We start from the raw sequence: 12,384 nt of genomic DNA on the forward strand, positions 1-12,384 counted from the left end.
TCCACAAAGGGAAGGCCTGCACGCCTTCCCTTTTTCCTTTGTCACTCGATGAAGCGCCGGAGCCCTTCCAGGTCGACCACGGTGATGCCGCCGTATTCGATGCGCAGGAAGCCGGCCTCGCGCAGCCGGTTCAACGCCGCGTTGCAGCGCTGGCGCGACACGCCCGACAGGTTGGCGATCTCTTCCTGCGAGGTCTGCAGATGCGGCTCGCTGCCCGGATGCAGCCACGGGTGGAACAGCCCCGCCAGCGCCCGCGCCACCTGGCTGTCGGCGTCGAGCAGGCGGTGCGCCGCATAGCTGCCCATGAACCAGTGCAACCGCTCGTTGATCTGCTGCAGCAGGAAGTGATCGAAGCCGCGCTGCGTGCGGTGCAGCCATTCGAAGGTCTCGAGCGGCAGGCGCGCCACGCGGCTCGGCCGCAGCGCAATGATGTCGGCGGAGCGCGGCACGGCGCGCAGCAGCGTGCCTTCGCCGAACCAGCTGCCGACCGACAACCCGCCCAGCGTCACCGAGTGGCCGTCGCTCGACGTGATCGACCACTTGAGCAGCCCTTCGAGCGTGCCGTACCAATGCGTCGGCGTGTCGCCACGCCGGCACAGGGCGGCGCCGGCCGGCACGTCGACCTCGCGCATCTCGTCGCGCACGCGCTCGCCGGCGGCCGCGTCGATCAGCGGAAACCAGGCTGACGCGTGCAGCAGCTGCGCGATGGTCAGCGATGCCGCCTGGAGGGCCGGCTTCGTCGTGGGCATGGAATGAAGTCTCCTGAGATCGGGGGGCACAAACCCTGAGCCCGAATGTCGTCGCGATGACTGAGTGCGCACCGCGACCCCAAAAATAATAACGCGGCCCCACCGATACAGAGACAACCCCGATCAGGAGCTACCGACCATGTCGAAGCGCAAAGTCATCGTGACCATCGCCCCCACCGGCGGCATGGCGCACAAGTCGCAGAACCCGCACCTGCCCACCCAGCCCGACGAGATCGCCGCCGACGTGCTGCGCTGCTGGAACGCCGGCGCCAGCGTCGCGGCCATCCACGCGCGCCGCCCCGACGACGGCGCCACCTGCGATGCCGAGGTCTACCGCGACATCAACCGCCGCATACGCGCCGCCGGCTGCGACATCGTCATCAACAACTCGACCGGCGGCGGCGTGCATGGCGACATGGTCAGGCCGCTGGCCGGCGACCGCTGGGAGATCGCGTGGGAAGAACGCATCAAGGGCATGGACGCGGGCGCCGAGATGTGCACGCTCGACGCCACCACGCTGAACCTGAGCTTCGAGGGCAAGCAGATCCTGATGGACACGCCCATCACCCGCGGGCGCGAACTGGCGGCCGGCATGAAGGCGCGCGGCATCAAGCCCGAATGGGAGGTGTTCAGCCCCACGCACATCCTGCAGGACACGACCACGCTGATCGAGGAAGGCCACGACGACGCGCCGTACTTCGTCAACCTGGTGATGAACGTGCACCGCAACTTCCAGAACGCGATGCCGTATTCGCCGCGCAACCTGCAGATGATGGTCGACACGCTGCCCAAGGGCGCCATCTTCGGCGTGAGCGGCATCGGCATGTCGCAGCTCGAGGCCAACGTGGCGGCGCTGCTGCTGGGCGGGCATGCGCGTGTCGGCCTCGAGGACAACCTCTACTTCCGCCACGGCGAGCTGGCCACCAACGTGCAGCTCACCGAGCGCATCGTGCGCGTGATCCGCGAGCTCGACATGGAAGTCGCCACGCCGGCCGAGGCGCGACAGATCATGGGCCTGCCGCGCACCGGCGCGCCGCGGCCCGAGTTCGCCTGGGGTTGATGCCGCCGCGCACGAGACGAGAACAACGAACGGAGACACGCACATGAACATCCCGCGCACGCTGGTGGCCCTGGCCGCCGCAACCGCCTTCACGGCCTTCACCGCCACCGCATCGGCCCAGGTGTCCGACGACACGATCCGCATCGGCTTCATCAGCGACATGTCCGGCCTGTACCGCGACTACGACGGGCCGGCCGGCGCCGAGGCGATCCGCATGGCGATTGCCGACATGGGCGGCGCCATCGATGGCCGGAAGATCGAGCTGGTCACGGCCGACCACCAGAACAAGCCGGACATCGCCGCCGCCAAGGCACGCGAATGGTTCGACGTGCAGAAGGTCGACATGCTGATCGGCGGCGTCAACTCGGGCGCGGCCATCGCCATGGCCGGCGTGGCCGCCGAAAAGAAGAAGCCGTATTTCGTGGTCGGCTCGGGCGCCTCCAGCCTCACCAACGAATACTGCTCGCCGTACACCGTGCACTATGCCTACGACACGGTGGCCATGGCGCGCGGCACCGCGAGCGCGGTGGTCAAGGCCGGCGGCAAGAGCTGGTACTTCGTGACGGCCGACTATGCCTTCGGCGCGGCGCTGCAGAGCGATGCCGCGAAGATCATCGAGGCCGGCGGCGGCACGGTGGCGGGCTCGGTGAAGCACCCGCTGGGCGCGAGCGACTTCTCTTCCTTCATGCTGCAGGCCCAGGGCTCGAAGGCGCAGGTGCTGGCGCTCGCCAACGCGGGCGGCGACACGGTCAACGCCATCAAGTCGGCGGCCGAGTTCGGCATCGGCAAGAACATGAAGCTGGCCGGCATGATCATCACGATCAACGACGTGCATGCGCTGGGCCTGAAGAACGCGCAGGGCATGTACCTCACCGACAGCTGGTACTGGAACCAGAGCCCCGAGTCGCGCGCCTGGGCGCGCCGCTTCTTCGACAAGCACAAGCGCATGCCCTCGTCCTTCCATGCGGGCGACTACTCGGCGGCGCTGCAGTACCTGCAGGCCGTGAAGGCCGCGGGCAGCGACGACGCCGACAAGGTGATGGCGCAGTTGCGCAAGACGAAGTTCAACGACATGTTCGTGCGGGGCGGCTGGCTGCGCGACGACGGGCTCATGGTGCACGACATGCAGCTGATGCAGGTCAAGACACCGGCCGAATCGACCGAGCCGTGGGACTACTACAAGGTGGTCGAGGCGATCCGCGGCGAGGCCGCCTGGACCACCAAGGCGGAAAGCCGCTGCGTGCGGTGGAAGTCATGAGCGGCGCTGTCGTCACCCACGACGGCCATGGCGGCGTAAAGCGCGTCGCGGTCGTCGGCACCGGCGTGATCGGCGCGAGCTGGGTCGCGTATTTCCTCGCGCACGGGCTCGACGTGAACGCGACCGACCCCTCGCCCGGCGCCGAGGCGCGGCTGCGCGACGCGGTGGCGCAGCACTGGCCGACGCTGGAGCGCTTCGGCCTGTCGCCGGGCGCATCGGTGGACCGGCTGCGCTTTCACGACAGCCTCGAAGACGCGGTGTCGGTGGCCGACTTCGTGCAGGAGAACGGCCCCGAGCGCATGGACTTCAAGATCGACCTGTTCCGCCGCATGGACGCCGCCGCGCCGCCGGAGACGATCCTCGCGTCGAGTTCGTCGGGCCTGGCGATCAGCGGCGTGCAGTCGGGCTGCGTGCATCCGCAGCGCGTGGTGCTGGGGCATCCCTTCAATCCTCCGCACCTGATTCCGCTGGTCGAGGTGATCGGCGGCGAACGGACATCGGCCGATGCGATCGCGCGCACCATGGCGTTCTACGCAGCCATCGGCAAGCGGCCCATCCACGTGAAGCGCGAGGTCAAGGGCCACATCGCCAACCGGCTTCAGGCGGCGCTGTGGCGCGAGGCCTTCCACCTGGTCGACCAGGGCGTGGCGAGCGTGGCCGACATCGACACGGCCATCGCGCACGGACCCGGTCTGCGCTGGGCGGTGATGGGGCCGTTCATGAACCTGCACCTGTCGGGCGGCGCGGGCGGCATCGCGCACCTGCTCGCGCATCTCGGCGGGCCGATCGAGGACTGGTGGAGCGACCTGGGTGCGCCGTCGATGACGGCCGCGCTCAGACAGCAGGTGACCGACGGCGTGGCCGATGCGCTCGGCACGCGCAGCACGGCCGAACTCGAGGCCGCGCGCGACCACCTGCTGTCGGACCTGATTCGCGCCAAGTCGGAAACCGGCAAGCTCGACTGACCATGACCGACGACGACTTCCTACTCGACCCCGCGCGGGTCGCGCCACCGCGCACGGTGCGCATCGACTTCGACGACGGCTCGTTCACGCTGCGCTCGCCGACGGCGCTCCAGCCCTATGCGCGCTGCATCGGCGGATGGCTCGAACGCTGGGCTCGCGAGACGCCCGACGCGCTCGCGCTGGCCGAGCGCGACGACACGGGCGACGGCTGGCGACGGCTCGACTACCGCGCGCTGCGGCAGGCGGTCGGCGCCGTCGGCCAGGCGCTGCTCGACATGAACCTGCCGGCCGGCCAGCCGGTCGTGATCCTTTCGGACAACGCGATCGACCACGCGGTGCTGATGCTGGCGGCCATGCACGTGGGCCGCACCGCATGCTCGCTCTCCAGCGCCTATTCGCGCATGGCCAAGGACCCGGCGCGGCTGCACGGCATGCTGCGCACGCTGAAGCCCGCGCTGGTCTATGCGTCGGACGCCAGGGTGTACGGCGCCTCGCTCGCGGGCAGCGACGTCGATGCCGTCACGGTGTTCAGCCGCCATGCCGATGCGCATCCGCATGCGATGGACTTCGCGCAACTGCTCGCCACGACCGAGACGCCCGCGGTCATGCGGGCCTTTGCCGACGTGCTGCCCGACACGCACGCCAAGTACCTGCTGACCTCGGGCTCCACCGGCAAGCCCAAGGTGGTGATCAACACGCACCGCATGCTGTGCGCCAACCAGCAGATGATGGCGCAGACCTGGCGCTTCCTGGCACACGAGAAGCCGGTGCTGGTCGACTGGCTGCCGTGGAGCCACACCTTCGGCGCCAACCACAACCTGAACATGGTGCTGTGCCATGGCGGCGCGCTCTACATCGACGAAGGCCGGCCCGCGCCCGGGCTGATCGACAGGACCGTGCGCAACCTGCGCGAGGTGAAGCCCACGCTGCTGTTCAACGTGCCGCGCGGCTTCGACATGCTGCTGCCCTTCCTGGAAGCCGACGATGCGCTGGCCGCCGACGTGCTCTCGCATCTGCGGCTGGCGTTCTACGCGGCCGCCGCGCTCGCACCCTCGACCTGGCAGCGGCTCGAGGCCGTGGCGCGCCGCGTGCGCCCCGATCGGCCGCTGTGGCTCACGACGTCGTGGGGCGCGACCGAGACATCGCCGGCCATCACATCGGCGCACTGGAAGCTCGATGGCGCGGGCTGCATCGGCGCCCCGCTGCCGGGGCTCGAACTCAGGTTCGTGCCCAACGGCGAGAAGCTGGAGATGCGCGTCAAGGGCGTGTCGGTGTTCCCCGGCTACCGCGATGCACCGCGCGAAACCGCCGAAGCCTTCGACGCCGAGGGCTACTACCGCATCGGCGACGCGGGCTTCCTGGCCGACCCGGCCGAGCCCGCGCGCGGCGTGATGTTCAACGGCCGCGTGGCCGAGGACTTCAAGCTCTCGACCGGCACCTGGGTGTCGGTGGGCACCTTGCGCATCCGGCTGGTGTCGATGCTCGCGCCGCATGTGCAGGACGTGGTGCTGACGGGCCACGACCGCGACGAGATCGGCATGCTGGTGTTCCCCAGCCCGCAGGCGGCCACGCTGCCGGCGCCAGCCCTGCACGCGCACATCGCGGCGGTGCTGCGCGCGCTGCGCGACGAGGGTGCGGGCTCGTCGCAGTGCCCGGCCCGCGCGCTGGTGCTGACCGAGCCGCCGGACCTGGATGCGGGCGAGATCACCGACAAGGGCTACATCAACCAGCGCGCAGTGCTCGCGCGCCGCGCCGCACACGTGGCGCAGCTCCATGGCGGTGACGATCCGGCCGTGGTGCGCATGCATCCGTGAAGGCTCACGAAGGCGGACGCCGAGTTCACAGGAACAGCGTCCTGTCGAGCGCGATGCGCACGGTCCGCACCGTGAGCACGGCCAGCACGACGCTGAGCGCGCCCAGCAGCACGATGGCGACCACCCACAGCGGCGCGCTCGCGCGGAACTCCGCGTACTTCAGTGCCGCATTGGTCAGTGCGGCCATCGGAAAGCTGATCGCCCACCACCCCGGCGAGAACTTGACGCTCGGGCGAAACACCTTCGGCGCGACCACGGCGAACATGAACAGCCCGAAATAGAAGAGCAGCGCGGCAAAGCGATCGATGCCGCCCACGATGTTGCCGTACGCCAGGAAGCCCACCGCGAACGGCGCCAGCAGGATCATCAGCGACGGCGTCATGGCCGGCGCGAGCGGGTCGCGGTGCACCAGCCGCGGGACGATCATTCCGAACAGCACGAGCGCCAGCATGGTGCCGACGGCGGCGGCCATCAGATTGATTTCCGCAGCCCAGGCCATTGGCATCTCCGCGCCGGTGACGGGTATGTCGAGCGTGGCCACGCACGGGACGATCCAGGCCGGCACGGCGTGCGATGCGTCCACCGCTCCCTTGAGCAGCCGGGCGACCACGACGTAGCCCAGCGCGAAGGTCGCCAGCACGCCGACGGTCCAGATGGCGTGCGCCGCCGGTGCGCTGTAGGGCCCGATCACCGCCGACAGCAGGAGCAGCGAGATGACGATCGTGCCGAAGAAGTTGCCCGCGATCGGGTGATGGAATTCCGCATGCACCGCCTGCGGATGCTTCACGAGCTTCACCAGATAGCCGAACGCGAGCAGCAGGAAGACGCCCAGGGCCAGCGCGCCGATGGCCTCGCCGACGAAGGCCGGCGCACCCAGGCTGCCGTGCGCCACGCGCCAGGCGAGCGCCAGCCCCGACAGGCCCATGACCGACGCGAACAGGTTGACGGGCAGGTTGCGGATCGACGCCTGGCTGGAACGGAAAGAGACGGGCTGGAACGTACTTGCAGGCTGGCTTGACACGGTGGCCTCCTTGGCTGAATTTGCATGAGCGGCTAGTTTCTGCCAGACTTCTTCAGCCGTCCTCGTCCGTACACGACGTTTCCTGCCAATCATCGAAGCTCGTCGGCCATGCGCATCGCCATCCTTGCCTTTCCTCGTTTCCAACTGCTCGACGTCGCCGGGCCGGCGGACGTTTTCGCCGAGGCGTCACGCCAGCTCGGCCAGCCCGACGCCTACGAGGTGCGGGTGATCGGCACCACGGAAGGCCTGCTGGCGAGCAGCGGCGGGCTGCGCCTTGCCGTCGACGACACGGTGGCGACGCATCGCGGCCCGATCGACACCTTGCTCGTCGCGGGCAGCCCCGAGATCGACGACATGGCGAGCGACACGCCGTTGCAGGAATGGCTGCGCTTCCAGGCGCAGACCGTGCGGCGCTACGGCTCGGTGTGCACCGGCGCCTTCGTGCTGGCGGCCTCCGGGCTGCTCGACGGCAAGCGGGTGGCGACGCACTGGAATTCCACGGCGCGGCTCGCCGCGGCGTACCCCAGCGCCTGCGTCGAGGCCGATGCCATCTACGTCAAGGAAGGAAAGCTGTTCACGTCCGCCGGCGTCACCGCCGGCATGGACCTCGCGCTCGCCATGGTGGAAGAGGACCACGGCCGCGACCTGGCCCTGCGCGTGGCGCGACAGCTCGTGATGTTCCTCAAGCGCCCGGGCGGGCAGAGCCAGTTCAGCGCCCATCTGGCCGCGCAGACGGCCGAGCGCAGCAGCATGCGGGAAGTGCAGGAGCATGTGCTCGCGCACCTCCGAAGCGACCTGTCGGTGCCCGTTCTGGCGTCACATGCCGGCATGAGCGAAAGAAGCTTTGCCCGGATCTTCCGCAGCGAGACCGGCACGACGCCGGCGGAGTTCGTCGAGAACGCAAGGATCGACGCCGCCCGCCGGCTGGCCGAGGATTCCGATGCGCCGGCCAAGCGGCTGGCCAACGCCGTGGGCTATGCCAATGTCGACGGCTTCCGCCGCGCATTCAGCCGCCGACTGGGCGTCAGCCTGGTGGAGTACCGGAAGCGCTTCGCGGGGTGACGGCGGTCAGCGGCCGAACTCCGCCGAGCACTGCCGCGTCCCTCAGCTCGCGCTTGAGCACCTTGCCGATCGCACTGCGCGGCAGCTCGTCGATGAGTTGCAGCGACACCAGCCGCTGGGTCTTGCCGACCCGCTCGTTGACCCATTCGCGCAGGGCTTCAGCAGTGGTGTCGCGATGGCCTGCGCGCAGGACCGCGAAGGCGCCAGGCGACTCGCCCCAGGCCTCGGACGGCAGCGCGACAACCGCGGCCTCCAGCACCGCGGGATGCTTGTGCAGCACATCTTCGATATCGCTCGGATAGATGTTGAAGCCGCCCGAGATGATCATGTCCTTCTTGCGGTCCATCAACACCAGGAAGCCGTCGGCGTCGAAGCGGCCCACGTCGCCGGTGCGGATGAAGCGCTTGCCCTGCGGGTCGAACCACTCGGCGTCGCGCGTCTTCCCGGGCTGCCCGAAATAGCCCGTCATCATTCCCGCGGAATGGCCGACCACCTCGCCCATTTCCCCTGGCCCGACTTCGCGGCCCTCGTCGTCGATCAACCGGATGTCGCTGCCGCTGGCCGGCTGGCCCACGGTGTGGAGCTTGTCCGGGTGGTCGTGGGCTTCGAGGATGCAGGTGCCGCCGCCTTCGGTCATGCCGTAGTACTCGATGAGCCCGCCCGGCCAGCGCTTCAGGACGTCGGCCTTGAGCGACGCGGCAAAGGGCGCGCTGGTCGAGAACTTGTTGACGAAGCTCGACAGGTCATGCCGGTCGAAGATGTCGCTGGCCATCAGCCGCTGGTACTGCACCGGCACCAGCATCGTGTGGGTCGCGCGCAGCGATTCGCAGGCCGCCAGATAGACCGGCACGCTGAACTTGTGCAGCAGTGCCACCGTGCCGCCGTAGGCCAGCGTCGGGAAGAACAGCACCAGGGTGGTGTTGGAGTAGAGCGGTGTCGACAGCACCGTGACGCTGTCGCCGCCGTAGCCGCTGAAGCGTCCGCGCTGGATGTGGGCCCATCGCATGCCGTGCGACTGCACGATGCCCTTGGGCTCGCCGGTGGTGCCCGACGAATAGATGATGTTGAAGGCGGAGGCCGGCTCGATCGCGGCCTCCGCGGGCGCCGCGGCGGTGCGGTCCAGCCATGCCGACAGCGGCTGCCCGGTACCGCCGCCGTCCAGCGCGATGCGGGGCAGCGAACCCGCCGGCATGGCGTCGATCAGCGCCTTCACGCTGTCGTCGACGAAGAAGAGGCGCGCGCCGGCGTCGGACAGCATGCGCGCGAGCGTCTCCGGCGATGAACTCGGTGCGAGCGGCGCCACCACCACACCAGCGCGCAATGCGCCCAGGAACACCACGGCATAGTCGATCGACGCCTTGCCGCAGATGGCGATGCGGTCGCCGACCGCCAGCCCTTCGGCCTGCAGCGCGGCGGCGACGCGGTCCATGCGCCGGTCGAGTTCCTGGTAGGTGATGCGGGTCGCGTCGCCGATGTCATGGAGCGCCACGCGATCGGGCGCCTCGCGGGCGTGCTGCCGCACGCGCTGGCCGATGGTGCCGAACGCGTCGTCGATGGAAAGCTGCATGTCTTGTCTCCTTCTGGGTCTTGCCGTGGCGTCGGCTCGAACCATATCGCCAACCGGTGGAGGAGATCGTCGCTTGCGCGATATCGCGCCTGTGGGAGCGCGCCGCTCAGCGCGCCGGCGGGCGCAGCCTTCGAAAGAACGCGTCCACCGCCAACTGCACCTGCTGCGCCTCGTGCCCCGCGCCGGGCACGAGGTCGAAGCGGCAATCCGCGCCTGCGTCGACCAGCACGCGGTGCAGCGTCCGTGCGCGCTCGACGCGTGTGGTGCCGCTCGCGTTGACGCCGTCCATGTAGAGCGGACTGCCCGGCGCCATCAGCACGTCGGCGCCGACGTCTTCGGCACCGACCACCACCTGGACCGGCAGCCCGCGCAGCGCGGCCCGGTCGACGTCGCATCCGAAGCGGGACTTCACGTCGCGCACGCCGACGAACCAGTCGACCTGGTCGTCCAGCGTATTGACGATGCCGGGCGCACCGACCGACACGGCCGCCAGCCGCGCCCCATGCAGGTACATGAAGCGGTGCGCGAACTGCCCGCCGCCCGAGAACCCCGCCAGCGAAACCTCGCGCGACGGCACGCCCCACGCCGCGGCCACCTCGTCGATCATCGACAGCAGGACCAGGTCGTAGCGGATGTCGCGGTACTTCAGGAAGATGTAGTTGTGCGCCTCTTCGTCGTCGGTGACGGCCATCGGGAACAGCGGCGCCAGCACCAGGTAGCCGCATTCCTCGGCGAGGTCCGCGAAACCTTCGCGCGCGGCTTCGGGCGCGCGCTCCGAGCCATGGACCGCAACGAGGATCCGGAAGCTCTCCGCCCGCTCGCGCCGAAAGCTTGACGGCACATGGAGCCCGTATGAAAAGCGCCGGTCGATGCGCGCGGCGCGGAAGGCAAAGTCCCCGGTCGCCTGCGCCATGAGGAAGGGCCGCCGCTTCACTGCGGCGTCGCGCCGGAGCGCTTGACGAGCGCGGCGTTCTTTTCCATCTCGCTGACGAAGTAGGCCTGCGCATCGGCCGGCGCCTTCAGGGTCGGTACCAGGCCTTGCGCGGCCAGCGCGTCCTTGACGGTCGGATCGTCCATCGAGGCCTTCAGATCGGTGAAGTACTTCTGTACCACCGCAGGTGCCATGCCTTTCGGTCCGATCAGCGCGATCCAGGCGTCCAGCGCGTACCTGGGCAGCGTTTCCGCCAGTGCGGGCACGTCGGGAATCGCGGCCGAACGCTGCACGGTGGTCACGCCGAGCGCGCGGATCTTGCCGGCCTTGATCAACTGCGACACCGACGGCAGCGCCAGGTAGGCCATCTGGACCTGGCCGCTCACCAGGTCGGTGGTGAGCCCGCCGGCATCCTTGTACGGCACGTGCCGGATGTCGACACCGGCCTCGCTGCCGAACAGTTCGCCCGCCAGGTGCAGCGCCGTGCCGATGCCCAGCGAGCCGTAGTTGAGTTCACCCGGCTTGCTCTTGGCCAGCGCGATCAGCTCCGGCACGTTGCGGGCGGCGAGCGACGGCGACACGACCAGCACGATCGGCACCACGCCGATCACGGCGATCGGCGTGAAGTCGTTGAGCGTGTCGTAGGGCAGCGTCTTGAAGATGCTCGGGTTGACCACGTGATTCGACGAGACGATCTCCAGCGTCAGCCCGTCCGGCGCCGCCCGCGCGACCTGCGCCGTCGCCAGCGTGCCGCCTGCGCCTGGCAGGTTGTCGATGAGCACGGGGTGCCCGGTCAGTTGGCCGAACGGCGCCGAGATGGACCGGCCCAGCGCGTCCATGGCGGAGCCGGCCGGCCCCGGTACCACGATGCGTATCGGGCGCCCCGATGGCGACTGCGCATGGGCCAGGCCGGCCATGGCGGCGGTGGCCCACAGGATCGTGGCACGCCGGGTAAGACGAGAGGAATGGGGCACGGGATGTCTCCTGGTTTTTCTGGATGTGGTGCCCTGCACGATCTGCTGCTTCAGATGAAGTGTGGACACTTTTAATATTATTCGCCCTATATTTTCCTTGGATAGGTATATTCACTTATTAGTGTCGACACTTCTGCCGTCGCGCGCACGATGCGGATACCGCGCCGGTTCCAGCACAATGGCGGCGTGCCCGCCTCCCACACCCCTGCGACCGCGCCTGCGGATGCCCTTCCCAGCGACGACAACACCGTCGTCAAGATCTTCGAATCGGTCCGCGACAGCATCGTCCGGGGCGAGGTCGCGCCCGGCGCGCCGATCAACTCGGTCGAGCTGGCCGCGCGCTTCGGCACCAGCCGCACGCCGGTGCGCGAAGCCTTGCTCATCCTGAACCAGTACGGGCTGATCACGATGTCGGCCCGGAGGCGTCCGCGCGTTGCGCCGGTGTCGGTCAAGGCCATCCGCGATCTCTATGCGCTGCGCAGTGCACTGCATGCCTACATCGCACGCGCGATCGTGGAAACGGCCTCCGAACCGAGCCTGCAGGACCTCCGCGCCCGTGCGCTCGCATTGGTCGAACAGGGAGACACGAGCGAGACCGACGTCCACGTGCAGGACATCGAGGACTACCTGCTCGCCGAAAGCCGCCTGTGCGGCAACGACGTCGTGCTGGGCGTGCTCGACTCGCTGAAGTGGAAGATCAACTGGTTTCGCCGGCTGGGCCTGATGAGCCGCGAGCAGTTGAAGGTCCTGGCGCTGGACAGGCTGCGCGTCGCGGATGCCTACCTCGACCGCGACGCGCCCCTGGCCGAAGCGCTGAACGGCTCGATGCTGCGCAAGGCGGCCTATTTCTGCGAGATGAACTTCAACGCCCGGTCTTCCGCGCGGCCGGCGCCGGAAGCCGGCGGCTGAGCGGCCGGTCGCTGGTTGCCCTTGGCCCGCGCCTCGGGCGACATCGCCCTTCCCGAGTCCCCGAGCCGCCGAGC

Annotated in this window: 11 protein-coding genes; 6 read left to right on the forward strand and 5 right to left on the reverse strand. The window is 69.0% G+C overall.

The window, feature by feature from the left end; all coding sequences use genetic code 11:
• Positions 1–41: 41 nt before the first annotated feature.
• Positions 42–749, reverse strand: a complete 708-nt coding sequence (locus AC07PZ_RS13600) for a Crp/Fnr family transcriptional regulator (protein WP_495295620.1) — start codon at positions 747–749, stop codon at positions 42–44.
• A gap of 139 nt (positions 750–888) precedes the next feature.
• On the opposite strand from AC07PZ_RS13600, the gene AC07PZ_RS13605 reads away from it, so the two are divergent.
• From AC07PZ_RS13605 to AC07PZ_RS13620, 4 genes are read left to right on the forward strand one after another with little or no spacing between them, the layout of a single operon-like run.
• Positions 889–1,809 (forward strand): beta-keto acid cleavage family enzyme, encoded by a 921-nt coding sequence (locus tag AC07PZ_RS13605; RefSeq protein WP_495295621.1) that lies wholly within the window; start codon positions 889–891, stop codon positions 1,807–1,809.
• A 43-nt stretch (positions 1,810–1,852) separates the two neighbouring features.
• A complete protein-coding gene (locus tag AC07PZ_RS13610) occupies positions 1,853–3,067 on the forward strand; it encodes an ABC transporter substrate-binding protein (protein ID WP_495295622.1) in 1,215 nt (404 codons plus the stop codon).
• Positions 3,064–4,032, forward strand: coding sequence for a 3-hydroxyacyl-CoA dehydrogenase NAD-binding domain-containing protein (locus AC07PZ_RS13615; protein ID WP_495295623.1), 969 nt, complete (start codon positions 3,064–3,066; stop codon positions 4,030–4,032). Before AC07PZ_RS13610 ends, AC07PZ_RS13615 begins: the two co-directional genes overlap by 4 nt.
• Before the next feature lie 2 nt (positions 4,033–4,034).
• Positions 4,035–5,846, forward strand: coding sequence for a feruloyl-CoA synthase (locus tag AC07PZ_RS13620; RefSeq protein WP_495295624.1), 1,812 nt, complete (start codon positions 4,035–4,037; stop codon positions 5,844–5,846).
• A 25-nt stretch (positions 5,847–5,871) separates the two neighbouring features.
• Here AC07PZ_RS13620 and AC07PZ_RS13625 read toward each other — a convergent pair whose 3' ends face one another.
• The gene (locus AC07PZ_RS13625) at positions 5,872–6,867 is read right to left on the reverse strand and encodes an SLAC1 anion channel family protein (protein ID WP_495295625.1); all 996 of its coding nucleotides are present in this window, start codon (positions 6,865–6,867) and stop codon (positions 5,872–5,874) included.
• A gap of 108 nt (positions 6,868–6,975) precedes the next feature.
• Between AC07PZ_RS13625 and AC07PZ_RS13630 the strand changes: the two genes are divergently transcribed.
• A complete protein-coding gene (locus tag AC07PZ_RS13630) occupies positions 6,976–7,929 on the forward strand; it encodes a GlxA family transcriptional regulator (protein WP_495295626.1) in 954 nt (317 codons plus the stop codon).
• On the opposite strand, the gene AC07PZ_RS13635 is transcribed toward AC07PZ_RS13630, so the two are convergent.
• The 3 genes from AC07PZ_RS13635 to AC07PZ_RS13645 form a co-directional block, all read right to left on the reverse strand.
• Positions 7,892–9,496, reverse strand: coding sequence for a class I adenylate-forming enzyme family protein (locus AC07PZ_RS13635; RefSeq protein ID WP_495295627.1), 1,605 nt, complete (start codon positions 9,494–9,496; stop codon positions 7,892–7,894). The genes AC07PZ_RS13630 and AC07PZ_RS13635 overlap by 38 nt on opposite strands.
• 106 nt (positions 9,497–9,602) lie before the next feature.
• Positions 9,603–10,409, reverse strand: a complete 807-nt coding sequence (locus AC07PZ_RS13640) for an alpha/beta hydrolase family protein (protein WP_495295628.1) — start codon at positions 10,407–10,409, stop codon at positions 9,603–9,605.
• 17 nt (positions 10,410–10,426) lie between these two features.
• Positions 10,427–11,401 (reverse strand): Bug family tripartite tricarboxylate transporter substrate binding protein, encoded by a 975-nt coding sequence (locus tag AC07PZ_RS13645; protein ID WP_495295629.1) that lies wholly within the window; start codon positions 11,399–11,401, stop codon positions 10,427–10,429.
• Positions 11,402–11,587: 186 nt separating this feature from the next.
• On the opposite strand from AC07PZ_RS13645, the gene AC07PZ_RS13650 reads away from it, so the two are divergent.
• Positions 11,588–12,310 (forward strand): GntR family transcriptional regulator, encoded by a 723-nt coding sequence (locus AC07PZ_RS13650; protein ID WP_495295630.1) that lies wholly within the window; start codon positions 11,588–11,590, stop codon positions 12,308–12,310.
• The last annotated feature ends 74 nt before the right edge of the window (positions 12,311–12,384 follow it).

The sequence above is a fragment of the Variovorax sp. GW821-FHT10B04 genome (assembly GCF_059415645.1).